The following is a 23,040-nucleotide window of genomic DNA, read 5'->3' as shown; positions in this document are numbered from 1 at the left end:
GCCGGAGGGCCTGGGGGGCCGTCCCCCCAGGGAGGCAGATCACGGGCTTGGGGATCGTCCCGCCGCGGAGACGGGGGTGTTGCGGCCGCACGCGGAGGAGGAGTACGCGGGTGAGCTGGCGCGGTTGGCCGAGCTGGACGAGCGGCCCCGGCCGCCGGGGTGGCGGTTGTCGCCGTGGGCGGTCAGCACGTACCTGCTCGGCGGCGAGCTGCCGGACGGGACGGTCATCGGCCCGAAGTACGTGGGGTCGCGGCGGCTGATCGAGGTCGCGGTCGCGACGCTCGCCACCGACCGGGCGCTGCTGCTGCTCGGCGTCCCGGGGACGGCGAAGACGTGGGTGGCCGAGCATCTGGCCGCCGCCGTCAGCGGCGACTCCACGCTGCTGGTGCAGGGGACGGCGGGCACGTCGGAGGAGTCCGTCCGGTACGGGTGGAACTACGCGCGGCTGCTCGCGGAGGGGCCCTCGGAGCGGGCGCTGGTGGAGAGCCCGCTGATGCGGGCGATGCGGCTCGGGTCGGTCGCGCGGATCGAGGAGCTGACCCGGATGCCCTCCGACGTGCAGGACACGCTGATCACCGTCCTGTCGGAGAAGACGCTGCCGGTGCCCGAGCTCGGCACCGAGGTGCGGGCCCGGCGCGGCTTCACCGTGATCGCGACGGCGAACGACCGCGACCGGGGCGTGAACGAGCTGTCGAGCGCGCTGCGGCGGCGGTTCAACACGGTCGTGCTGCCGCTGCCGGACTCCGTGGACGACGAGGTCGACATCGTCGCCCGCCGCGTCGGGCAGATCGGCGCGGCGCTGGAGCTGCCCGAGGCCCCGGCGGGCCTGGAGGAGATCCGCCGGGTGGTGACGGTGTTCCGCGAGCTGCGCTCGGGCCTGACCGGCGACGGGCGGACGAAGCTGAAGTCGCCGGGCGCGACGCTCGGCACCGCCGAGGCCATCTCGGTGATCACCAGTGGGCTGGCGCTGGCCGCGCACTTCGGCGACGGCGTGCTGCGCGCGGCGGACGTGGCGGGCGGCATCGTCGGCGCCGTGGTGCAGGACCCCGCCACCGACCGGGTCGTGTGGCAGGAGTACCTGGAGACGGTCGTGCGCGAGCGTCCGGAGTGGCAGGACTTCTACCGCGCCTGCCGGGAGGTCTCTTGACGGCGTCCCGGGTCGAGGTCTACGGCGTCCGGCACCACGGGCCGGGGTCGGCGCGCGCGCTGCGCGCCGCCCTGGAGGACTTCAAGCCCGACGCGGTGCTGATCGAGGGCCCGCCGGAGGCCGACCCGATCGTGGAGCTGGCCGCCGACCCGGGGATGGTGCCGCCGGTCGCGCTGCTGGCCTACTCCCCCGCCGGGACGGGCGAGGACCGGCGGGCCGCGTTCTGGCCGTTCGCCGAGTTCAGCCCGGAGTGGCAGGCGGTCCGGCACGCGCTCGCGACGGGCGCGCAGGTCAGGTTCTGCGACCTCCCGGCCGCGAACCAGCTCGTCCCGCTCACCGATGAGGAGCCAGTCGCGGAGGGCTCAGGAGACGGGCCGGACGGGGCGGACGAGGGGATCCGGCTCGATCCGCTCGGCTGGCTGGCGAGGGCCGCAGGGTATGACGACACCGAGCGCTGGTGGGACGATGTCGTCGAGCACCGGCACGGCGGCCCGTCCCCGTTCCCCGCGATCGCGGAGGCCATGGCGGAGCTGCGCGCGCGGGTGGACGCGCGGCCCGAGGAGAGCGGCCTGCCCGCCGGATATCTGCGGCGGGAGGAGCGGCGCGAGGCGTACATGCGCCGGACGGTCCGGCGCGTCCTGAAGGAGGGGCACGAGCGGGTCGCGGTGGTGTGCGGCGCGTGGCACGTCCCGGCGCTGCTGGCGGGCGTGCCCGCCGCCCGCGACGACCGGACGCTGCGCGGCCTGCCGAAGACGAAGGTCGCGATGACGTGGGTGCCGTGGACGCACGGGCGGCTCGCCGGATGGTCCGGGTACGGGGCGGGCGTGCGGTCCCCCGGCTGGTACCACCACCTGTTCACGGCGCCCGACCGCCCGGTCGAGCGGTGGCTGACCGCCGCCGCGCGGGTGCTGCGCGCGGAGGACCTGCACGTCTCGTCCGCGCACGTGATCGAGGCGGTGCGGCTGGCGGAGGCGCTGGCGGCGCTGCGCGGCCGTCCGCTGGCCGGGCTGGAGGAGGTCACCGAGGCGACGCGGGCGGTCCTGTGCGAGGGCGCCGACCTGCCGGTCGAGCTGGTGCGGGAGCGGCTGGTGGTCGGCGAGCGGCTCGGCGCCGTGCCCGAGCGCACCCCGATGGTGCCGCTCCAGCGCGACCTGCGGGCCGAGCAGCGGCGGCTGCGGCTGCGGCCGTCCGCGCTCGACAAGGAGCAGGACCTCGACCTGCGCAAGCCGACCGACCTGGACCGCAGCCACCTGCTGCACCGGCTGCGGCTGGTGGGGGTGGAGTGGGGCGTCCCGTCCGAGAGCCGGTCGAAGGGGACGTTCCGGGAGACGTGGACGCTGGCGTGGCGGCCCGAGTTCGACGTCGAGCTGATCGAGGCGAGCGCGTGGGGCACGACGGTGCGCGGCGCCGCGACCGCCCGCGCCGAGGCCCTCGCCGGCGGCGCCGGGGCGCTCGCCGACCTGACCTCCGTCGCCGAGCGGTGCCTGCTGGCCGACCTCGGCGACGCGCTGCCCACCGTGATGCGCGCGCTGGCCGACCGCGCCGCCGTGGACACCGACGTCGCGCACCTGATGGCGGCACTGCCCGCGCTGGTCAGGGCGCTGCGCTACGGGGACGTGCGCGGCACCTCCACCGGCCCGCTCCACACGGTCGTGGACGGCCTGGTCGTGCGGATCTGCGTCGGGCTCCCGGCCGCCGTCGCGGGGCTGGACGACGACGCCGCCCGCGACACGCTCGGCCGGGTCGACGCCGTCCACGGCGCGCTGTCGCTGCTCGCGCACGAGGGCCATCTGGAGCGGTGGCGCCGGACGCTGGAGTCGATGGTCGCCCGCCCCGACGCGCTGCACGGCCTCGTCGAGGGCCGCCTCACCCGCCTGCTGCACGACGCGGGCCGCCTGCCGGACGTCCCCGACCGGATGGCCCGCGCGGTGTCGGTCGGCGCGGCGCCCGCGCGCGCGGCGGCGTGGGTCGAGGGCTTCCTGTCGGGCGGCGGGCTGCTGCTCCTGCACGACGACGCCCTGCTGCGGCTCGTGGACGGCTGGATCTCCGGGCTGCCCGGCGACTCCTTCACCGACGTCCTGCCGCTGCTGCGCCGGACCTTCGGCGCCTACGGGGCCGCCGAGCGGCGCGCGATCGGTGAGCGGGCCCGCCGCCTGCACGCGGGGGCGGGCGCGCCGCGTCCGCCGGGCGACGACCTCGACGAGGCCCGCGCGGCGCCCGCCGCCGCGACGGCGCTGACCATTCTCGGCTGGGAGGGCGCCCGATGAGCGACGAACGGCTGCGGCGGTGGCGGCTGGTGCTCGGCGGCGAGCGCGCCGACGGCACCGGCGCGTCGCTGACCGGCGACGACGCCCGGATGGACGGCGCGCTGGAGCGCCTGTACGGGGCGGGCGACCGCGAGGAGGGGCGGCCCCGCCCGGGGCGGCGCGGCGCGGGCCTCGGCGACTCGGCGCCCTCGGTCGCCCGCTGGCTCGGCGACATCCGCGAGTACTTCCCGTCCACGGTCGTCCAGGTCATGCAGAAGGACGCGATCGAGCGGCTCGACCTGACCCGGCTGCTGACCGAGCCGGAGATGCTGGAGGCCGTCGAGCCCGACGTCCACCTGGTGGGGACGCTGCTGTCGCTCAACCGGGTGCTGCCCGACCGGGCGCGGGAGGCGGCGCGGGCCGTGGTGCGGAAGGTCACCGGCGACCTGGAGCGGCGGCTCGCGGCCCGGACGCGGTCGGCGGCGGGCGGCGCGCTGGACCGGGCGGCCCGCGTGTCCCGTCCGCGGCGGCTCGCCGACGTCGACTGGGACCGGACGATCCGCGCGAACCTGCGCCACTACCTGCCCGAGCACGGGACGATCGTCCCCGAGCGCATGGTCGGCTACGGGCGGCGGCGCGACGGCGTCGAGCGGGACGTGGTGCTCGCGGTCGACCAGAGCGGCTCGATGGCGGCGTCGGTGGTGTACGCGAGCGTGTTCGGCGCGGCGCTGGCCTCGCTGCGGGCGCTGCGGACGTCGCTGGTGGTCTTCGACACCGCCGTCGCCGACCTCACCGACCAGCTCCACGACCCGGTCGAGGTGCTGTTCGGGGCGCGGCTCGGCGGCGGCACCGACATCAACCGGGCGGTCGCGTACTGCCAGGGGCTCATCACCCGTCCGGCGGACACGATCCTCGTGCTGGTCAGCGACCTGTACGAGGGCGGCGACCGCGACGAGATGCTCCAGCGCGCGGCGGCGCTGACGGCGTCGGGCGTGCGGGTGGTGGTGCTGCTGGCGCTGTCGGACGAGGGCGCCCCGTCCTACGACCACGACACCGCGGCGGCGCTGGCCGCGCTGGGCGTCCCCGCGTTCGCCTGCACCCCGGACGCCTTCCCCGACCTGATGGCCGCCGCGATCGAACGCCGCGACCTCACCGAATGGGCGTCGCGGGCGTCACCGGGGTGACGAGCGCAGCCCCGCCGCGAGGAGGACCACCACCAGGGCGGTGACGGCGGCGTGCCCGGCCAGCGCGGCGGCGTCCACGGACACGAGCGCGCCCCACACCCCCCACAGCGCGACACGGGTGACGCGGGCGGCCATCGCCGTCCACGCCCCGGCGCGGCTGCCGCGCCACGCGAGGATCACCGCGACCAGCGTGACGGCGGCGAGCACCGTGAACGACGTCGCGACCACGGGCAACAGGCCGCCCCGATGCCCCTCCGTCAGGGACGGCCGAGCGATCAGGATCGCGAGGGACGCGACGTCGAGCGCGGCGAGAAGCCCGGCGAGCACCAACCCCGCCACCGTGGCGGCGCCCCTCCGCAGCTCCCGCGCCCCCGAGGGCGCCGGGGCGAACGCCCCGTCGGCGGACCCGGACCCGATCCCCTGCGCCGAAACCCCTGGAGGATTCCCAGTCCCCCGACCGAAGGCGTACGCGGACCCGGCCCCGTGGCCGGACACGGAGCCGGCACCCCACGCGACATCGGACGCACCCCCGGAGCCCGGACCGTGCGCGGACCCATGACCGGACGCGGCACCAACCCCCCGCGCCGAACCCGGCGCGCTCCCGCCGGGCGCAGCGCCGAACCCCTGCGCGGAACCGGACGCGCTCGCCGGGCCGGCGCCAGGCGCGAGCCCAGGACCGTTCGCGGGACTGTAGCCGGACGCACCACCGAAACCCTGCGCGGAACCAGGCGCGCTCGCCGAGCTTGGGCCAGGCGCGAGCCCGGAATCGTCCGCGGGGCCATAGCCGGGCGCGCCGCCGAAACCCCGCGCGGAACCGGGCGCGTTCGCCGAGCCCGGACCGGGCGCGAGCCCAGGATCATTCGCGGGGCCATAGCCGGACGCGCCACCGAAACCCTGCGCCGAACCAGGCGCGCTCGCCGAGCCCGGACCGGGCGCGAGCCCAGGATCACTCGCGAGGCCATAGCCAGGCGCGGCACCGAAACCCTGCGCCGAACCAGGCGCGCTCGCCGAGCCCGGACCGGGCGCGAGCCCAGGACCGTTCGCGGGACTGTAGCCGGACGCGCCACCGAAACCCTGCACGGAACCAGACGCGTTCGCCGAGCCCGGGCCGGGCGCGAGCCCGGGATCGTTCGTGGGGGTGTAGCCGGGCGCGGCACCGAAACCCTGCGGGGAGCCGGGCGCGTTCGCGGGGCCCGGACCGTTCGCGGAACGGTTGCCGGGGGCGGCGATGAATCCCGGCGCGTTCGCGGACCCCTGGGCGGGGCGGGGTGCGGTGTCGGGGGTGGGGGCCGGGCGTGGGGCGGGGACCGGGTCCCGGGCGGGCGTTCGGGGGCCCGGTAGCGGGGTGGTGGGGCGCAGGGCGTAGGGCGGGGTGGAGAAGTCGTGGGCGGCGTGGGGCGGGGCGCCGGACTCGCCGAGGAGGCGCATCAGGACCTGCTCGGACGTGGGGCGGTCGGCCGGGTCGCGGGCCAGGCACGCGGCGGCGACCTCGGCGATCGAGGCGGGGAGCGCGCTCAGGTCGGGGGTCTCGTGCAGGATGCGGTACATGACGGCGGGGACGCTGGCGCCCGCGAAGGGGTCGAGCGCGGTGGCGGCGAACAGCAGCGTCGCCGCCCAGGCGAACAGGTCGGTGGCGGGGCCGATGCGTCCCGCGAACTGCTCGGGCGCCATGTAGGCGGGGGTGCCGACGACCTGGCTGGTCACGGTGGCGCCCGCGGCGTAGGCGCGGGCGATGCCGAAGTCGATCACACGCGGGCCGTCGCGGCCCATGAGGACGTTGTGCGGCTTGAAGTCGCGGTGCACGATCCCGGCGCGGTGGATGGCGGTCAGCGCGGTGACCGAGCTGATCGCGAGCCGGTCGAGGTCGGCGCCGGCGCGCGGCCCCTCCTCCAGGACGAGGTCGTTGAGCGAGCGGCCCTCGACGTACTCGCTGACGATGTAGGGCCGGTCGCCCGCGGTGTCGGCGGCGAGCATCTGCGCGGTGCAGAACCCGGCGACGCGCTGGAGCAGGGCCAGCTCCCGGACGAACCGGGCGCGGGCCGCCTCGTCGCCCAGCAGCCGGGTGTGCAGGAGCTTGACGGCGACCAGGGGCGGCAGTCCGGCGCCGGGGTCGAGCGGGCGGCCGAGGAACACCACGCCCTGACCGCCCGTGCCGAGGCGGCCGAGCAACTCGCAGCCACCGAGGCGCGTGGGATCGGAGGCGTCGAGGGGAAGCGGGCTCGCCATTCGTACCCCCCGTTCGGCTCCCCCGAGAAAATCAAGCATTTCACCGGGCACAAAACCGCTTCGCCCGGCATCGAAGAGTATAGGTTCGGCGGACCTGGAGCGGGAGACGACACATGCGTGAGAATTATTCGCCAATTGCCCGGATCAGGGTCGCGGCGGTGTCCCTGGCGGTGCTGTGCGCGGCCGGCGGGGTGCTGACGGGGTGCGGGGACGCGGGGGCGACCATCACCCGGCTGACGGTGGGGTCCCCAGGTCCCGAGCCGTACACGCTGATGTCGGGCACCGACGCGACGAAGGTCACGGCCCGGCCGCGGGCGGGCGGGACGCGGGACGGCGACACCCCCGGCCTGTACGGCGGGACGCGCCGCGCGGCGAGCTGCGACCAGCGCAGGCTGATCGCGTTCCTGCAGGCCAATCCGGCGAAGGCGAAGGCGTGGGCGGGGGTGCAGGGCATCCCGGTGAGCGATATCGCCCGCTATGTCTCGCGCCTGACGCCGGTCCTGCTGCGCACCGACACGCTCGTGACCAACCACGGCTGGCGCGACGGCGCGGCGACGAGCGGCCCCGCCGTGCTGCAGGCCGGAATGGGCGTTCTGATCAATGGCTACGGAGTGCCGACGGTGAAGTGCAATTGCGGCAATCCGCTCACCCAGCCGGAGAAAAAGATCAAGGCGGGCGGCGCGTCCTACCGTGGCCGATCCTGGCCGGGTTTCCAGAAGGGGAAAGTGACGAAGATCCGTCCGCGTGATTCCCGGGAGGGGACGATCGAGACGTTCGTGCTCGTCGACCCGGGCGCGACGATGGGCTTCGAGCGGCCGCGCGCCACGGCGGGCGCGCTGGACGGCCCGCCCACCGAGCTCCCGCCGGAGGAGACGGCCGAGTCGCCGTCCGACTCCCCCGCGCCGATCGACTCCGGCAGCTCCTCGCCCGGCACGGACGTCCCGTCGGACGAGCCGAGCCCGAGCCCGAGTCCCAGCGCGACCGAGCCGACCGAGACCGGCGTCCCGACGGACGAGCCGTCGCCCGGCGCCTCGGACGACCCGAACCACGGCGGCACCGCGCCGGCGGCGTCCGAACCGACCTCGGACCCGGGGTCGCCGGGGCCCATATCCATGGCGCCCACCGAGGAGTCGGGGGCCTCGCCTGACTGGTGAGGCGCGATGGGATACATTTGCTCATATGAGCAGTGCTTCAGACGTTGCCCCCGCCGTGGCGTGCGCGGTGCGGGTGATCGACGCCGAGAAGGTCTCCGTCGTCCGCGCGTCGCTGCCGGAGACGGACACGATCACCGAGCTGGCCCAGGTGTTCGGCCTGCTGGCCGACCCGGGCAGGCTGCGGGTGATCACGGCGCTGCTGGAGGGAGGGGAGATGTGCGTGTGCGACATCGCCGCGTCCTGCGGGCACTCGGAGTCCGCGGTCTCGCACGCGCTGCGCCTGCTGCGCGCCAACCGCGTCGTGCGGGTGCGCCGCGCCGGGCGGATGGCCTACTACCGGCTGGACGACTCGCACGTCCGGATGCTGCTCGACCTCGCCCTCGCCCACGTCCACCACGGGGAGGAGGACGCATGAGCGAGAGCGGGCACGGCCACGGCCACGGCCACGGGCACGGGCACGGGGTCTCGCCGGACGCCGACCGCCGCTACCTCGGCGGCGCGCTCACGCTGATCCTCCTCTACATGACCGGCGAGGTCGTGATCGGCCTGCTGGCGCGGTCGCTGGCGCTGATCTCCGACGCCGCGCACATGATGACCGACGCGTTCGCGATCGCGCTGGCGCTGGTCGCGATGCGGATCGCGGCGCGCCCGCCGAAGGGCGGCTACACCTACGGCCTGCGCCGCGCGGAGATCCTGTCGGCGCAGCTCAACGGGCTGACGCTGATCCTGCTGTCGGTCTTCTTCGTCTACGAGGGCGTCCGGCGGCTGATCGACCCGCCCGACGTCGAGGGCCAGCTCGTGTTCTGGACCTCGCTCGCCGGCATCGCGGTCAACATCGCGGCGACCTGGCTGATCAGCAGGGCGAACCGGAGCAGCCTGAACGTGGAGGGCGCGTTCCAGCACATCCTGAACGACCTGTACGCGTTCATCTCCACGGCGGTCGCGGGCCTCGTGGTCTGGACGCTCGGCTTCGCGCGCGCGGACGCGATCGCCTCGCTGGTGGTGGCGGCGCTGATGCTGAAGGCCGGGTACGGGCTGCTGCGGGACGCGGGACGGGTGCTGATGGAGGCCGCGCCCGCGGGGATCGACCCGTCCGAGCTGGGCGGCAGGCTGGCGCGCCGCCCGTGCGTGGAGGAGGTCCACGACCTGCACGTCTGGGAGGTCAGCTCCGGCTACCCGGCGCTGTCGGCGCACGTGCTCGTGGACACCATGGGCGACTGCCACGCCGTCCGGCGCGACCTCCAGGCGCTGCTGCGCGACTCCTACGGGATCACGCACACGACGCTGGAGGTCGACCACGTCGACGAGGCCGCCGCTCCCGGCGCGCACGGCCTCTGCCAGGACGCGCACGGCCCCCGCCATGTCGCCGGGGCGCAGCCGCACCGGCACGCGGGCGGCGCCCCCTGCGACCACTGAACGGCGTCAGGCGAACAGCTCGGCCGCGGAGTCGTGGCAGACGGCGCGCAGCCAGTCGTCGCCGAGGCCGAGGGCGGCCAGCGACTCCAGCTGGTGGGCGTAGGCGTAGGGGATGTTGGGGAAGTCGGTGCCGAGCAGCACCCGGCCCGCGAGGCCGAGGTCGCGCAGGCGCGGCAGCAGCGCGTCCGGGAAGGCGCCCATCTCGGCGAAGCCGGTGAAGGTCATCGTGGTGTCCAGGTGGACGCGCGGGTAGCGGTCGGCCAGGTCGAGGAAGCCCTCGTACTCGGGCGCGCCCATGTGGGCGATGACCGCGGTCAGGTCCGGGTGCCGGGCGAGGACGTCGCCGAACGGGCCGGGGCCGGTGAAGCCGTTGGCGACGGGCCCCGACCCGGCGTGGACGACCGCGGGCGTCCCGGCCTCGGCGAGCGTGCCCCACACCTCGTCCAGTTCGGGGGCTCGCGGGTCGAACCCGCCGACCTGGAGGTGGACCTTGAAGACGCGCGCGCCCCCCTCCAGGGCGCGGCGCACGTAGCCGGCGACGCCCGGTTCGGGGTGGAACGTCGCCGACGGGACGCATTCGGGGACGCGCGCGGCGAAGTCGGCGGCCCACGCGTTCAGCGACTCGGCCATGCCCGGACGGTGCGCGTAGAGCAGCGAGGTGAACGCGCGCACGCCGAGCCCGCGCAGGGTCGCGAGCCGCTCGTCCTCGGGGAGGCGGTACCGGATCGGCCACTCGGTGCCGATCAGCGGGCCCGCGTCGTCGAAGTACGCCCAGACCGCGCTCAGCAGCCGCTGCGGCATGAAGTGGACGTGGACGTCGAAGAGGCCCGGCAGGCCGAGGCTCCGCCAGAACGCGGGCACGGCCGAATCAGAACGCGGTTCTACCACGCCCCCGACTCTAAGCGATCTTCGCCCCGCACGCGCCTCGCCCGTGTACTCCCCGCCCGTGCGGGCAGGAGTCGGCGGAACACCGGCGGGTAGGGTGGCGGCGATGCGGAGCAAGGCGGAGCTGGAGGCGGCGATCCGGGACGGCGGCCGCGCCGTCCTGGTGGTCAACGCCCGTTCGCGGCGGGGCCGCCGGCTCTACGGCGCGGCGCGGCGGCTGCTGCGCGAGGCGGGGCTGGAGTTCGTCCGCGTGCTGCCGGTGACCGACCCGTCGCGGCTGCGCGAGCTGTTCGCGGAGGTCCTGGACCTGGAGCCCGACCTGGTCGTCGTCGGCGGCGGGGACGGCACGGTCGCCGAGGCGGTCGGGCACCTGGCGCACCGCGACATCGCGCTCGGCGTGCTGCCGCTCGGCACCACCAACAACTTCGCGCGGAGCCTGGAGATGCCGCTCGACCTGCCCGGCGCCGTCCGCACGCTCGCCGTGGCCGGGCCGGACGGCGGCAAGGTCGCGGACGTGGACGTCGGCTGGTTCGAGAGCACCGGCGACCGGCGGGGGCCGGAGGACCGCGAGCACATCTTCGCGAACATGATCAGCCTCGGGCTGTCGGTGGAGGTCGCCCGGAGCGTCCCGCACACGCTGAAGCGGTTCCTCGGCCGCCCGGCCTACGCGCTGACGGCGGCGCGGCTGCTGCCGCGGCACTCCGCGTTCACCGCCCGGATCACGATCGACGGCGAGACCCGCGAGCTGACGACGCACCAGCTCAACGTGGCCAACGGGGCGCACCACAGCGGGCAGCGCATCGCCCGCGACGCCAGCCCCGACGACCGGCTCCTCGCCGTCTACCGGCTGGGCGACGAGCGGCGGCTGCGGCTGGCGTCGGCGACGGCCCGGCACGTGCTGACCGGGCCGTGGCGGTCGCTGGAGGAGGACGCGTTCCTCACCACCGCGCACGTGGAGATCGAGACCGACCCGCCGCTGCGCGTGGACGTGGACGGTGAGATCCGCGGCCGGACCCCGGTCACGATCAGGCTGCGCGGCAACGCCCTGCGAGTGATCGTTCCTCGCAGTTTCAACGACACCTAAAGCACGCCGCGCGCGGCGAGCAGCTCCTTCAGCCTGTCGTGCGGGAGTGCCGGGGAGCGGTGCCCGTCCCGTCCGACCATGGTGCGGGCGGACAGCAGCGCGTTCAGCACCGCCTCCTCGACCGCCTGCACGACCGCCTCGTAGAACGGGTCGATGCGGTTCCACGGCACGAACCGGAGCGCGTCGTAGCCCGGCTCCCCCACCGGGAACCCGGTGCTGATCGCGCCCGGGTTGGCGCTGGAGAAGGCCAGGAACACGTCGCCGGACGAGTGCTGCCCGTAGGTGCCGGTCCGGGCGAGGCCCAGCGGGACGCGGCGGGCGAGCGCGGCGCACTGGCCGGGCAGCAGCGGCGCGTCGGTGCCGACGACCACGATGACCGAGCCCGCCCCGGCGAGCCCGAGCCAGTCGGTGTCCTCCATGGGGTTGTCGTCGGCGAGGTCCGCGCCGACGGGCACCCCGCAGACGCTGAGCTGCGCGCGGGAGCCGAAGTTGGCCTGGACGAACACGCCGACGGTGTAGGGGTCGGCGCCGTGCTCCACGACCCGTGAGGACGTGCCGCTGCCGCCCTTGAAGCCGTAGCAGTTCATGCCGGTCCCGCCGCCGACCGAGCCCTCCTCGACCGGGCCGCCGCGGGCCGCGTCGATCGCCGCGACCGCGTGCTCGGGGCGGACGTGGTCGCCGCCGATGTCGTTGAGGTAGCCGTCCCAGGTCTCGGCGACGACGGGCAGCATCCACTCGCGGGCGTCGGGGCGCTCGCGCAGCGCCCAGTCGATCGCGCCGCGGTGGCACGCGCCGACCGCGTGCGTGTTGGTGATCAGCACGGGCAGCGTCAGCGCGCCGGTCTCGGCGATCCAGTGCGAGCCGGTCATCTCGCCGTTGCCGTTGAGGGCGTGGATCCCGGCGGCGCACGGGTCGCCCGCCCCCGCCCGGCCGCGCGGCAGCAGCGCGGTCACCCCGGTGCGCACCGGCCCCCCGCCGCGGCGGAGCGGGCCGTCGCCGCTGGTCAGCGTGGTGTAGCCGACCTCGACGCCGGGGACGTCGGTGATCGCGTTGTGCGGGCCTGGCAGGCCGGGCAGCGGCAGGCCGAACTGGCGGGCGCGGGTCATCGGTCCCCTTCCGGGTCGTGGTCGTGCGGGGCCGCGGCGGTGCGCGGGTCGTCGAGGGCGTGCGGGGGCGCGGCGGCCTCGATGGCCTCCAGGGTGAGGCCGGTGGCGTCGGCGGCGGCGGCGAGCAGCAGCCGCGCGGCGCGGGGGGCGTCGAGGGTCGGCGCGGCCATGACGATGTGCAGGCCGTACCCGTCCTCCAGCGCGACGAGGTTGCGGGCGATCGTCGCGGCGTCGCGGGTCAGCGTGAACGCGCCGGTGGCGGCGCCGGTGTCGAGGATCCCGGCGTAGATGCCGACCTGCCGCTCGTACAGCCGGATGTGCTCGGCGGCGTAGGAGACGTCCCGGCGGGCGATGGTGCCGAGTTCGTACAGCAGCACGCACAGCTCGTCGTCCGGGCCGGTCGGCAGGCCGCTGCGGACCATCGCCGCGAGCCGCCGGAGCGGGTCGGGCTCGCCGCGCACGGCCTCCTCGCGCCCGGCGCAGAACCGCTCGACGGCCTCGCGCTGCACCTCGCGCAGGAGGTCGTCCAGCGTCGGGAAGTAGTACAGGACGGAGCCGGAGGACATGTCCGCCTCCTCGGCCACGTCGCGCAGCCGCAGGTCGAGCACGCCGCGTCCGATGACGGCGCGGCGGGCGGCGGCGACGAGGTCGGCACGCCGTTCGTGGGCCCTGCTAGGTCTCGCCATGCCCGACATTCTCTGAAGATCTTTCAGACAATGCAAGTCAGGCATCGACGCGAGAAAGCCGAGACCAAGACGTTACCCGTCCCCTTATTGACCTGGGCGGCAGGTGTTCTTTGATACTCGTTCAAAGAATTTTCGACGCGGAGGTGCCCTGATGGCCGCTCCTGAGGTCCGTCCCCCGGCCGCCGCCGACCGCCCCCCAGTGCTGCACCGCGGCCTGCGGACGGTCGGCGCGCTGCTCATCGTCCTGTCCGCGGTCACGCCCGCGTCCTCGGTCTTCATCATCGCCCCGGGGGTGATCACCCAGGCGGGCACGGGCGCGTTCCTCACCTTCGCGGCGGCGGGCGTGGTCGGCATCTTCATGGCGTTCGTCTACGCCGAGCTGTCCTCGGCGTATCCGCTGACGGGCGGCGAGTACGCGATCGTCGGGCGCACGCTCGGCCGGATGCCCGGGTTCGTGGTGCTCGGCCTGATCCTCATCACCCAGCTGCTGATCCTGGCCGTGATCGCGCTCGGCGTCGGCACCTACCTCGGCGTGGTCGTCGACGGGCTGAACGGCCCGGTCGTCGCGGCGGTCACGGTGGCCGCCGCGACCGTCATCGCGATCTTCGACATCAAGGTCAACGCGGTGGTCACCGGGATCTTCCTGGCGATCGAGATGCTCGCGCTGCTGATCCTGTCGGCGCTCGGGTTCCTGCACGTCGAGCGGTCGTTCACCGACCTCGTCGCGCACCCGGTGGTGGCGGCCGACGGGTCGGGAGTGACCGCCGCGTCCGCCGGGCTGATCGCCGCCGCGACCGCCGTCGCGATCTTCGCCTACAACGGCTACGGCTCGGCGGTGTACTTCGGCGAGGAGACCCACGACGCGCGGAAGGCCATCGCCCGGACGATCCTGTGGGCGCTCGGCATCACGGTCGCGGCCGAGCTGATCCCGGTCACCGCCGTGCTGCTCGGCGCGCCCGACCTGGACACGCTGCTGCACTCGGACTCGATGATGGAGTACTTCATCACCGAGCGCGGCGGCGCGACCCTCAACAAGGTGATCAGCCTGGCGATCGCGCTCGCCATCCTGAACGCGGTGATCGCCATCATGCTGCTCACCGCGCGGCTGATCTTCAGCTCGGGCCGGGACGGCACCTGGTCGCCGCGCGTCGACAAGGCGCTGACCACGCTGCACCCCCGCTTCGGCACGCCCTGGATCGCGACGGTCATCGGCGGGGTCTTCAGCGCCGCCGCGTGCTTCCTGGAGGAGAAGTTCCTCCTGGTCGTCACCGGCACGTCGCTGGTGTTCGTCTACGGGGCGCTGTGCCTGGCGGTGATCGCCGGGCGCCGCAACGGGACCACCGCCCACGCGGGCTACCGGATGCCCTGGTTCCCGGTCGCGCCGGTCGCCGCGCTCCTCGCGCTCGTCTACGTGGTCTACCAGAACGCCAAGGACCCGGAGGTCGGCCGGCCGAGCCTGTTCGTCGCGCTCGGCGTGATCGCCGCCGCGTCCGCCTACTTCGCGCTCGTGCTGCGCCGCCGCGGCGGCTGGCACCTCCAGGGCGCGGCCGACGAGGAGCCGGCCGGCGAGGACCCGACCGGCTGACCGCGCGGCGGCCCGGTCGGCGACCGGGCCGCCCGCGTCAGCGCGGGTCCTCGGCCATCCGGTAGGCGCCCGACTCCAGGCGCCCGATGAGGCCCTCCGTCCACGCGGTGGCGGACTCGGCCGAGTGGATCCACCAGCCGAGCAGCTCGCGCAGGTGGTCGGCGGGGTCCTGCTGGTCCTGGAGGGGGGCGATCGACGCGCGCCACGCGGCCAGCCCGTCCAGCCGCTCCCGGAGCAGGCGGAGGGCCTCGGCGCGGGTCAGCTCGGTCAGGAACCCGAGCCCGGCCGTGAGCATCTCCGGGTGCCGGACGTCCACCGTGGCGATCGCGCACCGCAGCAGCCGCAGGAACTCCGCCCGGCCCTCCTCGGTGATCTCGTAGTCGGTGTGCGGGGGCCCGGCGTCGCTCTCCTCGACGTCGTGGGCGCGCAGCAGGCCCTCCTTGGCCAGTTGCCTGAGCGCGTGGTAGATCGAGCCGGGGTTCACGTGGGCCCACTCGTCCGAGCCCCATGACATCAGCTCGCGCCGCACCTCGTAGCCGTGCGCGCGCCCGAACCGCCGAACCCCGCCGAGGACCAGCAGCCGCGTCGTCGACATCCCTACCCCGTTCCCCCTGACATGTCCGGGGATCAGGCTAGAGCGTCGGGCGGGCCGATGGCCCCGTGCCCCGCCCGATCGGCGGCTAGCCGCCGAGTTCGGCGAGGTCGTCCTCGGTGAGGCGCAGGCCGGCGGCGCCCATGTTCTCCTCCAGGTGGGCGAGGGAGCCGGTGCCGGGGATCGCCAGCATGACCGGCGACAGCGCCAGCAGCCCGGCGAGCAGCACCTGCGGAACGGTCGCGCCGTGCCGGGCCGCGACGGCCTTGACCCGCGCGTCGTCGGGGATGCCGAAGCCGCCGAGGGGGAAGTAGGGCGCGTAGCCGATGCCCTCGCGCTCGCAGACCGCCAGCATCTCCGCGTCCCGGGGCCGCGTCACGTCGAACCGGTTCTGGACGGCGGCGACCGGCGCGATCGCCCGCGCCTCCGCGAGCTGCGCCGTGCTCACATGGCTCAAGCCGAGGTGCCGGATCAGCCCCTCCTCGCGGAGCCCGGCCAGGGCGGCGAAGCGCTCGCCGATCGCCTCGCCCGCCGGGTCCTCCATGCCGCCGGGCCGCAGGTAGACCAGGTCCAGGCGGTCGAGGCCCAGCTCGCGCAGGTTGCGTTCCACCTCGGCGCGCAGCCCCGACGCCGGGAGCTGTCCGGCGGGCGTCCGGTCGTCCGGGCCCCGGTAGGGCCCGACCTTCGTCGCGACCACCAGGCCGGACGGGTAGGGGCTCAGCGCCTCGCGGATCAGCTCGTTCGCGGCGAGCCCGTGCCGGTAGTAGAACGCGGCGGTGTCGATGTGGTCCGCGCCCAGCTCGACCGCCCGGCGCAGGACGGCGAGGGCCGTCCCCCGGTCGTTGGCGGGCGCCTCCAGCGTGGCGGCGGGCAGCCGCATCGCGCCGAAGCCCAGCCGGGAGATCCGCAGGTCGCCGCCCAGGTCGAAGTGCCGCTCATCAATGATCTTCGTCATGCGTCCCACTGTGCCGACGGGCCCGCGCGGCGGCGAACGGCTGGCAGCTTGCTGCCAGTTCCGGGGGCCCGGCGCCGGTGGCAGACTGGACGCGATGAGCGTCGACCTGGACCGCAACGTCGTCCTGCGCGGCGAGGCGGAGCTGGCCGCGCGCGCCGGGCGGCTGTTCGCCGCGCGCGAGGAGTTCCTGTGCGCGGCGCACGACCTGTGCACGTGGGCGCTGCCGAGCGTCCACGAGGAGGTCGTCGCGCGGTGGCGGCGGGAACCGCCCGCCCCGTCCGCCCCGCGCGCCCGCAAGCTCTACGCCCCGGCGGCGCTCGCCGACGAGGAGTCCGAGCGGCGGCTGGTCGAGCTGGCCGCGCGCGGGCCCGAGATCCGGATCTGCGCGACGCCGCTGCCGCGCGAGACGATCGTCGTCGACCGGCGGGTCGCGATCCTCGCCGGGCCGCCGGTGGCCGGGGTGCGCGAGTACACCGTCGTCCGGTCGCCGGGCGTGGTGGCGGGCGTGCTCGCGCTGTTCGAGGCGACCTGGGAGACGGCCGCGCCCCTCGCCGTCCACCGCCGCTCCCGCCCGCCCGCGCTGGGCGAGGAGAGCCGGACGATCCTGCGGCTGCTCGCGGGCGGCCTGAAGGACGAGGCCGCCGCGCGCCGCCTCGGCCTGTCGCTGCGCACCTACCGGCGCCGGGTCGCCGAGATCCTCGTCCTGCTGGACGCCGACTCCCGCTTCCAGGCCGGGCTGCGCGCCCGGGACCTCGGCCTGATCGGCTGATCCCCCGCCGGGGCCCTAGGCTCGGGGGCATGCCGACCGCCTTCATCACGGGTGCGACCGCCGGGCTCGGCGCCGCGTTCGCGCGCCGCCTCGCCGCCGACGGGTTCGACCTGGTCCTGCTCGCCCGCGACGCCGAGCGCCTCGACCGGGCCGCCGCCGACCTCGGCGGCGGGTACCGGGTGGACACCGAGGCGCTGCCCGCCGACCTGTCGACCGAGGAGGGGCTGCTCGCCGCGCAGGAGCGCGTCCGCGCGGGCGTCGACCTGCTCGTCAACAACGCCGGGTTCGGGCACGGGAACGTGTTCCCCGACGTGCCGCTGGACGCCGAGCTGACCATGCTGCGGGTGCACTGCGAGGCCGTGCTGCGCCTCACCCACGCGGCGGTGCCCGGCATGCTCGACCGGGGGCGCGGCGGTGTCGTCAACGTCTCCTCCGCCGCCGCGTTCGGGGTGCGCGGCACCTACGGCGCGTCCAAGGCGTGGGTGGTGCGCTTCAGCGAGGGCGTCGCCGCCGACATCGCGGGACGCTCGCCCGGCACGGTCCGCGTGATGGCGCTGTGCCCGGGGTTCGTGCGCACCGAGTTCCACGAGCGCGCCCGGATGGACGTGAGCGACGTGCCCGGCTTCATGTGGCTGGAGGACACCGCCGTCGTCGACGCGGCGCTGCGCGACCTGCGGCGCGGCGTGCGGGTCAGCGTGCCGAGCCTGCGCTACAAGGCGCTCGTCGGCGCGACCCGGCTGCTGCCCCGCGAGCTGACCGCGCGCGTGTCCTCCACCCGGGGGCGGCGGCGGACCTGACCGCCCGTCCGGGATGCTGGTGGCATGCGGGTTCTGGTGACGGGTGCGGCGGGCTATGTCGGGTACGCGGTCGGACGGCGGCTCGTCGCCGCCGGGCACGAGGTGGACGGCCTCGTGCGGCAGACCGGCGCGGTCCTGCCGAAGGGGGTCCGGCCCGTCCTCGGCGACCTGCTCGACCCCGGCGGGCTGCCGCGCGGCCCCTACGACGGGGTGTGCCACCTGGCGGCGCTGACCCGCGTCCGCGAGTCGTTCGCCGACCCGCTGGGCTTCTTCACCGTCAACGTCCAGGGCACCGTGAACCTGCTGCGGGCGGTGGAGGCGGCGCGCGTCGTCTACGGCTCGACCGCCGCCGTCTACGGGACGCCCGAGCGGCAGCCGATCCCCGAGACCGAGGGCACCGCGCCGACCAGCCCCTACGGCGCGTCCAAGCTGGCCGCCGAGCAGGCCGTCCGCTTCCACGCCCGGACGGGCGCGACCGGCGCCGCCGTGCTGCGGACGTTCAACGTCGCGGGCTCGGTGGACGGCCGCCCCGACCCCGACGAGACCCGGCTGATCCCGAAGGCCCTCGCGGTCGCGGCCGGGCGGGCGCCCCGGCTGGAGGTCAACGGCGACGGCGGCGCCGTCCGCGAGTACCTGCACGTGGACGATCTCGCCGCCGCCCACGTCCGCGCGCTGGAGGCCGTCCGCCCGGGTGAGGAGCGGGTCTACAACGTCGGCAGCGGCACCGGCGCGGCCGTCCGGGACGTGGTCGCCGCCGTCGAGGAGGCCACCGGGCGGGCCGTGCCGACGCTGCGGCGCCCGCCGCAGCCCGAGCCGCCGCTGCTGCTGTGCGAGGCCGCCGCGATCCGCGCCGACCTGGGCTGGCGCCCCGCCCGCTCGTCCCTGCCGGAGATCATCGCGTCCGCGTGGGACGCCCTGACCCGCGCGGACGGCTAAACTCCCCGGCGTGTCCGAACCGAAGTTCGAAGTCCAGATGCTGCACGACCGAGTCATGATCAAGATGGAGAAGGACAGCGGCGAGCGCCGCAGCACCGGCGGGATCGTGATCCCCGCGACGGTCGAGCAGGGCAACCGGCTGGTGTGGGGCGAGGTCTGCGGGGTCGGCCACCACGTCCGGATCGTCAAGACGGGAGACCGCGTCCTGTTCCACCCGGGCGAGCAGTTCGAGGTCGAGATACAGGGCGAGAACTACCTGGTCATGCGGGAGCGCGACCTGCACGCGATCGCCAGCGAGCGCCCCGAGCACGGCACCGGCCTCTACCTTTAGGCGGGCGCCCGCTCCCTGGCGGCCGCGGCGTCCACGGACTCCGCGGCGTCCGCCGCGTCCGCCGCGTTCTCCACGAGGCCGTGGTCGGTGAGCTCCCAGAAGTGCCGCCTGCTCGGCCGGACGAGCTGGAACAGCGCCTTGTACGCAGCGACGCTCATCAGCGCCCAGTACAGCGGGATCGTGACCATGACCCGGACGGCGCGGAACAGGCCGCGCTCCAGGCACCCGGCCATCGCGCAGTAGACCATCAGCAGGTTCCCGGCGACCATCGTGACGACGCCGCAGTACAGGACCGGCGGCGGGAACACCGCCTGCACGTGCCGCGTGCCCGTGCACAGGTAGAGCGCCGTCAGCGTCCAGAAGAACGGGTTCGCGAGCGTGGTGAGCGTCGGGAACCCCATCGTGAGGTGGAAGGCGAGCGTCCGCCGGGTGCCGAGCTGCCGCCACAGCAGCAGCGGGTGCCGGGTGTGGACGAGCCAGGTCTGGATGTACCCCTTGATCCAGCGGCTGCGCTGGCGGATCCAGTTGCCGAGGCGGCTGTTGGCCTCCTCCTCGGTGACCGAGTCCATCATCCGCACCTCCCAGCCCCGGCGGGCGATGCGGATGCCGAGGTCGGCGTCCTCGGTGACGTTGTAGGGGTCCCAGCCGCCGAGCGCCGCGAGCGCGTCGCCCCGGAAGTGGTTGGAGGTGCCGCCGAGCGGGATCGCGAGCCGGTGCCGGTCGAGGCTGCGCAGCCACAGGCTGAAGTTGGTGGCGTACTCGGCGGCGAAGCACCGGGTCAGCCAGTTCGTCCAGGGGTTCCAGTACTGGAGTTCGGCCTGCACGCACACCGTCCGGTCGGGCAGCGACGCGAACGCCAGCGCCGCCTTGCGGAGCTGGTCGCGGTCGGGCCGGTCCTCGGCGTCGTAGATCACGACGAGCTCGCCGCGCGCCCGCGCCAGCCCGATGTCGCACGCCTTCGGCTTCGTCCGGGGCGGCGACGGCGGGATGAGCACGACCTCGAACGGCGCGTCCAGCGCGGGCAGCGCGGCGCGGGTCTCGGCGTCGTCCTCCTCGATGAGCAGCAGGATCTGGAGGCGGTCGGCGGGGTAGTCCAGGCGGCCGAGCCGGTCGAGCAGCACCGGCAGCACCCGCGCCTCCCGGTAGAGCGGCACGAGGACGGTGTAGGGCGGCAGGTCCTCGTCCCGGACGGCGCGCAGCTCGTCCTCGCCGAACCGGATCACCGGCGCGGTCCACGCGGTCGCCACCATCACGGTCCGGAACACCAGCGACAGCAGGTAGGCGCCGGTGACCGCCCAGACCGCCGCCTGGACCCACCGGACCGGCGACGGCCCCGCCCCGGTCAGCGCGTGCGCGGCCAGCGCCGCGGCGACCGCCGACGGCAGCGCGACGGCCACGGCCGCCTGCCCCCGGCTGATCGTGCGGCGCGCGCTCAGCTCCTCGTCCACGGGCGCCACCGGGCCCCACGGCGGCGCGTCCAGGACGGCCGTGTCCGCCGCGCCGCCCGTGGCGTCGGTGAGCGTCATCGCGTCCCCGCCAGCCGGTAGACGCGCTGGGTCGCGTCCCGGTAGAGGAGGGTGTAGTCGCCGGCCAGCCGGGGGTTCTCGCGCAGCGCCCGCCAGGTGCGGTCCGGCGACCCGGGGAGCGTCCGCGCGTAGATCCAGCGGACGCGGCTCCCGGCCGGGTCGGCGAGCGCGCGCTCCCACAGCCGGAAGCTGCCCTCGTAGACGACGCGCCCGATCGGGATGCGCGCCCGGAACGCGATCTCCTCGTTGCCGTAGTTCTCCATCAGCACGGTGCCGCCGTCGTAGTGGGCGCGCAGCCAGGACGCGGCGCCGGTGACCGCCCGGCGGTGCGCGCCGTCCTGCCAGCGCTGGGGTTCGGCGAGCGTCGCGGTCCCGGGCACCGCGAGGACGGTCGCGACGACGCCGGCCGCCGCCGCGGCCCGCGGCAGGCCGCCGCGGAGGTTCGGCGCCAGCGACACGAGGTACCCGGCGAAGACGGCGGCGGCCAGGGCCATCACCAGCCCGAACCGCACGTTGTAGAACCCGCCCTGGACCTCCGGGACGTACAGGGGGCGCTGCCCGGTGTCGAGGGCGTAGACGAAGAACGGCGCGAACGCCAGCAGGACGAGCGGCGCGACCGCCGCCGGGCGCAGCCTCCCGCGCCACACGTAGGCGGTCAGCCCGGCCGCCGCGAGGAGCAGCGTCGGGTAGCCGAGGTTGTGGACCACCGCGAGCCCGTAGGTCCGCGCGGCCGTGAGCGGCGCCCCGACGTTGGCGTCGCCCGCCATCACCCACAGCGACGGCTTGGCGTAGTCGCCGGAGTACCAGCACAGCGCGTCGTCGAAGATCACGTGGCCCCACACGACCCACGCCGCGATCCCGCCGAAGGCCGCCAGCGCGAAGAAGACGAGGTGCGCCTCCGCCCGCGCGTAGGACCTCCAGCGGCGTACCGCGACGTAGGCCACCACCAGCGTCACGGCCGCCGCGAGCAGCCAGCCCTCGTAGCGCGTCAGGGTGGCCAGCAGCGTCGCCACCGCCGCCGCCGCGAGCCGGGAGTACCGTCCGGTGCGGCACCACGCCTGGAGGTGGTGGACGGCGGCGGCGACGCAGGCGAACAGGAGCAGCTCGGTCATCGGGGTGCTCTGCAGGTAGAGCACGTTGGCGTTGAGCGCGAACAGCCCGGCCGCCGCGAGCCCCGCCCACCGGTCGCGGCCGGCCGTCCGGTCCCGGGCCGGGCCCGCGGCCGCCGCCGCGCCGGCCGCGATCAGGTACACGTACCGGACCGTCATCGTGTAACCGGCCATCGAGACCACGGTGCCGCCGAGGCCGGAGTGGAACAGGCCGTCCTGCCAGACGAACGGCAGCGCCAGCAGGTGCGGCAGCGGCAGCCACACCCCGCCGAGCTGCGCCGCGCCCGCCGTCGGGCTGTCGACCACCCGGCGGGCGATGAGCAGGTGCGAGACGGCGTCGTTGTAGGCGAGCACGGTGCCGTGCCGGAGGTGGTGCGCGAGCGCGGCGGCCGACAGCGCCACCGCCGCCGCCGTCACCCCGGCGAGGACGCGGTCCCTCGGGTTCAGCGCCCACCGCGCCCACCGCCACGTGTAGCCGTCGCGGACCAGGATCCGGTACACGTGGACGAGGCTCAGCAGCGACCGCGCGATGACCCACGGCGACGCCCCGGTCGGGCGGCCGTGCGCGCGGGGCCGGTGGTCCACCGGGTGCTCGACGACCCGGGCGCCCCGCCGCCTGATCTTGGCGAGGATCTCCGGGTCGATCGCGGCGGCCTCCCCCACCAGGCCGAGGCCCTCGACGACCCGCCGGTCCAGCAGCTTGTAGGCGCAGTCGACGTCCCGGCTGCGGGTGCCGAGCAGGATCCGGCTGAGGATCGTCCACAGCCGTCCGCTGGCGCGGCGCGCGGAGGAGTCGGCGCGGTGGCGGCGGAACCCCGTCACGGCGTCGGCCCGCTCCTCGCGCCTGACCCGCAGCAGCGCGGGCAGGTCCGCGGCCGTGAACTGGCCGTCGGAGTCGGTGAGCAGCAGCAGCGGCAGGTCGGTCAGCTCCAGCGCCACCGCGATGCCCGTGCGGACCGCCGCGCCGTACCCCCGGTTGGTGCCGTGGTGGACGCCGATGACCCGGCCCGCGTGCCGCGCGACCAGGCCGTCCAGGATGTCGCCGGTCGCGTCGGGGCTGCCGTCGTCGACGACCACGACGCGGTGCTCGTGCCCGGCCGCCTCCAGCGTCGCCAGGAAGTCCCCGACGGTCGCCGCGAGGTTCTCCTCCTCGCGGTAGGCGGGCATGACGACGACCACGCCCTCCCGTGTGGCACGCGCCCCCGGGGCGGTGCCGCCCGCCCGCAGTTCCACCGCCGTCATGAGCGCAATTCCCCGAGACCTCGCCGCCTGGGCGCACCCGGGGTGCGCCCCTCGCGCTCATTCT

20 protein-coding genes are annotated in these 23,040 nt (G+C 75.4%); 12 read left to right on the top strand and 8 right to left on the bottom strand.

Going from position 1 to position 23,040, the window contains the following annotated elements:
- Window positions 1-76 precede the first annotated feature (76 nt).
- Genes GNZ18_RS07270 through GNZ18_RS07260 form a run of 3 tightly spaced genes read left to right on the top strand, consistent with a single transcriptional unit; the run spans window position 77 to window position 4,577 of the window.
- Window positions 77-1,147: an ATP-binding protein gene (locus GNZ18_RS07270; RefSeq protein WP_214618979.1), complete on the top strand. Its 1,071-nt coding sequence runs from the start codon at window positions 77-79 to the stop codon at window positions 1,145-1,147.
- Window positions 1,144-3,414: a DUF5682 family protein gene (locus tag GNZ18_RS07265; protein WP_156215406.1), complete on the top strand. Its 2,271-nt coding sequence runs from the start codon at window positions 1,144-1,146 to the stop codon at window positions 3,412-3,414. Before GNZ18_RS07270 ends, GNZ18_RS07265 begins: the two co-directional genes overlap by 4 nt.
- Window positions 3,411-4,577 (top strand): VWA domain-containing protein, encoded by a 1,167-nt coding sequence (locus tag GNZ18_RS07260; RefSeq protein ID WP_156215405.1) that lies wholly within the window; start codon window positions 3,411-3,413, stop codon window positions 4,575-4,577. Before GNZ18_RS07265 ends, GNZ18_RS07260 begins: the two co-directional genes overlap by 4 nt.
- Here the strand turns inward: GNZ18_RS07260 and GNZ18_RS07255 are convergent.
- On the bottom strand, window positions 4,566-6,803 hold the full coding sequence (locus GNZ18_RS07255; protein ID WP_173390672.1) for a serine/threonine protein kinase: 2,238 nt from the start codon (window positions 6,801-6,803) through the stop codon (window positions 4,566-4,568). The genes GNZ18_RS07260 and GNZ18_RS07255 overlap by 12 nt on opposite strands.
- Window positions 6,804-6,916: 113 nt before the next feature.
- Here GNZ18_RS07255 and GNZ18_RS07250 point away from each other — a divergent pair, with 113 nt between their 5' ends.
- The 3 genes from GNZ18_RS07250 to GNZ18_RS07240 are packed head-to-tail and all read left to right on the top strand — an operon-like array spanning window position 6,917 to window position 9,373.
- The gene (locus GNZ18_RS07250; RefSeq protein WP_156215403.1) at window positions 6,917-7,957 is read left to right on the top strand and encodes a DUF6777 domain-containing protein; all 1,041 of its coding nucleotides are present in this window, start codon (window positions 6,917-6,919) and stop codon (window positions 7,955-7,957) included.
- A 25-nt stretch (window positions 7,958-7,982) separates the two neighbouring features.
- Window positions 7,983-8,372 (top strand): ArsR/SmtB family transcription factor, encoded by a 390-nt coding sequence (locus GNZ18_RS07245; RefSeq protein WP_156215402.1) that lies wholly within the window; start codon window positions 7,983-7,985, stop codon window positions 8,370-8,372.
- A complete protein-coding gene (locus tag GNZ18_RS07240; protein ID WP_156215401.1) occupies window positions 8,369-9,373 on the top strand; it encodes a cation diffusion facilitator family transporter in 1,005 nt (334 codons plus the stop codon). Before GNZ18_RS07245 ends, GNZ18_RS07240 begins: the two co-directional genes overlap by 4 nt.
- Before the next feature lie 6 nt (window positions 9,374-9,379).
- Here the strand turns inward: GNZ18_RS07240 and GNZ18_RS07235 are convergent, their stop codons facing one another.
- On the bottom strand, window positions 9,380-10,234 hold the full coding sequence (locus GNZ18_RS07235) for an amidohydrolase family protein (RefSeq protein ID WP_312874351.1): 855 nt from the start codon (window positions 10,232-10,234) through the stop codon (window positions 9,380-9,382).
- Between the two features lie 130 nt (window positions 10,235-10,364).
- On the opposite strand from GNZ18_RS07235, the gene GNZ18_RS07230 reads away from it, so the two are divergent.
- The gene (locus tag GNZ18_RS07230) at window positions 10,365-11,342 is read left to right on the top strand and encodes a diacylglycerol/lipid kinase family protein (protein ID WP_156215399.1); all 978 of its coding nucleotides are present in this window, start codon (window positions 10,365-10,367) and stop codon (window positions 11,340-11,342) included.
- On the opposite strand, the gene GNZ18_RS07225 is transcribed toward GNZ18_RS07230, so the two are convergent.
- Both GNZ18_RS07225 and GNZ18_RS07220 read right to left on the bottom strand, forming a co-directional pair.
- Window positions 11,339-12,448 carry a DmpA family aminopeptidase gene (locus tag GNZ18_RS07225; protein WP_156215398.1) on the bottom strand — a complete coding sequence of 370 codons (1,110 nt, stop codon included), beginning with the start codon at window positions 12,446-12,448 and terminating at the stop codon, window positions 11,339-11,341. The two genes, GNZ18_RS07230 and GNZ18_RS07225, sit on opposite strands and share 4 nt — an antisense overlap.
- The gene (locus tag GNZ18_RS07220; protein ID WP_156215397.1) at window positions 12,445-13,134 is read right to left on the bottom strand and encodes a TetR/AcrR family transcriptional regulator; all 690 of its coding nucleotides are present in this window, start codon (window positions 13,132-13,134) and stop codon (window positions 12,445-12,447) included. Before GNZ18_RS07220 ends, GNZ18_RS07225 begins: the two co-directional genes overlap by 4 nt.
- A gap of 151 nt (window positions 13,135-13,285) precedes the next feature.
- Between GNZ18_RS07220 and GNZ18_RS07215 the strand changes: the two genes are divergently transcribed.
- Window positions 13,286-14,719 carry an APC family permease gene (locus tag GNZ18_RS07215; protein ID WP_156215396.1) on the top strand — a complete coding sequence of 478 codons (1,434 nt, stop codon included), beginning with the start codon at window positions 13,286-13,288 and terminating at the stop codon, window positions 14,717-14,719.
- Between the two features lie 37 nt (window positions 14,720-14,756).
- Here GNZ18_RS07215 and GNZ18_RS07210 read toward each other — a convergent pair whose 3' ends face one another.
- Complete coding sequence (locus GNZ18_RS07210; protein ID WP_156215395.1) at window positions 14,757-15,314, bottom strand: PadR family transcriptional regulator; 558 nt, start codon at window positions 15,312-15,314, stop codon at window positions 14,757-14,759.
- A gap of 85 nt (window positions 15,315-15,399) precedes the next feature.
- Window positions 15,400-16,266 carry an aldo/keto reductase gene (locus GNZ18_RS07205; protein WP_156215394.1) on the bottom strand — a complete coding sequence of 289 codons (867 nt, stop codon included), beginning with the start codon at window positions 16,264-16,266 and terminating at the stop codon, window positions 15,400-15,402.
- A gap of 94 nt (window positions 16,267-16,360) precedes the next feature.
- Here GNZ18_RS07205 and GNZ18_RS07200 point away from each other — a divergent pair, with 94 nt between their 5' ends.
- The 4 genes from GNZ18_RS07200 to GNZ18_RS07185 are packed head-to-tail and all read left to right on the top strand — an operon-like array spanning window position 16,361 to window position 19,099.
- The gene (locus tag GNZ18_RS07200) at window positions 16,361-17,035 is read left to right on the top strand and encodes a helix-turn-helix domain-containing protein (protein ID WP_156215393.1); all 675 of its coding nucleotides are present in this window, start codon (window positions 16,361-16,363) and stop codon (window positions 17,033-17,035) included.
- Window positions 17,036-17,064: 29 nt separating this feature from the next.
- On the top strand, window positions 17,065-17,832 hold the full coding sequence (locus tag GNZ18_RS07195) for an SDR family NAD(P)-dependent oxidoreductase (RefSeq protein ID WP_156215392.1): 768 nt from the start codon (window positions 17,065-17,067) through the stop codon (window positions 17,830-17,832).
- 24 nt (window positions 17,833-17,856) lie between these two features.
- A complete protein-coding gene (locus tag GNZ18_RS07190) occupies window positions 17,857-18,768 on the top strand; it encodes an NAD-dependent epimerase/dehydratase family protein (RefSeq protein WP_156215391.1) in 912 nt (303 codons plus the stop codon).
- A gap of 10 nt (window positions 18,769-18,778) precedes the next feature.
- A complete protein-coding gene (locus GNZ18_RS07185) occupies window positions 18,779-19,099 on the top strand; it encodes a GroES family chaperonin (RefSeq protein WP_214618969.1) in 321 nt (106 codons plus the stop codon).
- On the opposite strand, the gene GNZ18_RS07180 is transcribed toward GNZ18_RS07185, so the two are convergent.
- Both GNZ18_RS07180 and GNZ18_RS07175 read right to left on the bottom strand, forming a co-directional pair.
- On the bottom strand, window positions 19,096-20,625 hold the full coding sequence (locus GNZ18_RS07180) for a glycosyltransferase family 2 protein (protein WP_156215390.1): 1,530 nt from the start codon (window positions 20,623-20,625) through the stop codon (window positions 19,096-19,098). The genes GNZ18_RS07185 and GNZ18_RS07180 overlap by 4 nt on opposite strands.
- Window positions 20,622-22,976, bottom strand: a complete 2,355-nt coding sequence (locus tag GNZ18_RS07175; protein ID WP_156215389.1) for a glycosyltransferase family 2 protein — start codon at window positions 22,974-22,976, stop codon at window positions 20,622-20,624. The genes GNZ18_RS07180 and GNZ18_RS07175 overlap by 4 nt, the downstream gene beginning before the upstream one ends.
- Window positions 22,977-23,040: the final 64 nt, after the last annotated feature.

The sequence above is a fragment of the Actinomadura litoris genome (genome assembly GCF_009733595.1).
Taxonomy (GTDB): Bacteria; Actinomycetota; Actinomycetes; order Streptosporangiales; family Streptosporangiaceae; genus Spirillospora; species Spirillospora litoris.
Note: the sequence above shows the minus strand (reverse complement) of the source record. Positions and strands in the feature narration are given on the sequence as shown.

Coding starts and splice junctions, on each gene's coding strand:
- GNZ18_RS07260 (WP_156215405.1), top strand. CDS start 3,411: ATGAGCGACGAACGGCTGCGGCGGTGGCGGCTGGTGCTCGGCGGCGAG.
- GNZ18_RS07255 (WP_173390672.1), bottom strand. CDS start 6,803: ATGGCGAGCCCGCTTCCCCTCGACGCCTCCGATCCCACGCGCCTCGGT.
- GNZ18_RS07250 (WP_156215403.1), top strand. CDS start 6,917: ATGCGTGAGAATTATTCGCCAATTGCCCGGATCAGGGTCGCGGCGGTG.
- GNZ18_RS07245 (WP_156215402.1), top strand. CDS start 7,983: ATGAGCAGTGCTTCAGACGTTGCCCCCGCCGTGGCGTGCGCGGTGCGG.
- GNZ18_RS07240 (WP_156215401.1), top strand. CDS start 8,369: ATGAGCGAGAGCGGGCACGGCCACGGCCACGGCCACGGGCACGGGCAC.
- GNZ18_RS07230 (WP_156215399.1), top strand. CDS start 10,365: ATGCGGAGCAAGGCGGAGCTGGAGGCGGCGATCCGGGACGGCGGCCGC.
- GNZ18_RS07225 (WP_156215398.1), bottom strand. CDS start 12,448: ATGACCCGCGCCCGCCAGTTCGGCCTGCCGCTGCCCGGCCTGCCAGGC.
- GNZ18_RS07220 (WP_156215397.1), bottom strand. CDS start 13,134: ATGGCGAGACCTAGCAGGGCCCACGAACGGCGTGCCGACCTCGTCGCC.
- GNZ18_RS07215 (WP_156215396.1), top strand. CDS start 13,286: ATGGCCGCTCCTGAGGTCCGTCCCCCGGCCGCCGCCGACCGCCCCCCA.
- GNZ18_RS07210 (WP_156215395.1), bottom strand. CDS start 15,314: ATGTCGACGACGCGGCTGCTGGTCCTCGGCGGGGTTCGGCGGTTCGGG.
- GNZ18_RS07205 (WP_156215394.1), bottom strand. CDS start 16,266: ATGACGAAGATCATTGATGAGCGGCACTTCGACCTGGGCGGCGACCTG.
- GNZ18_RS07200 (WP_156215393.1), top strand. CDS start 16,361: ATGAGCGTCGACCTGGACCGCAACGTCGTCCTGCGCGGCGAGGCGGAG.
- GNZ18_RS07195 (WP_156215392.1), top strand. CDS start 17,065: ATGCCGACCGCCTTCATCACGGGTGCGACCGCCGGGCTCGGCGCCGCG.
- GNZ18_RS07190 (WP_156215391.1), top strand. CDS start 17,857: ATGCGGGTTCTGGTGACGGGTGCGGCGGGCTATGTCGGGTACGCGGTC.
- GNZ18_RS07180 (WP_156215390.1), bottom strand. CDS start 20,625: ATGACGCTCACCGACGCCACGGGCGGCGCGGCGGACACGGCCGTCCTG.
- GNZ18_RS07175 (WP_156215389.1), bottom strand. CDS start 22,976: ATGACGGCGGTGGAACTGCGGGCGGGCGGCACCGCCCCGGGGGCGCGT.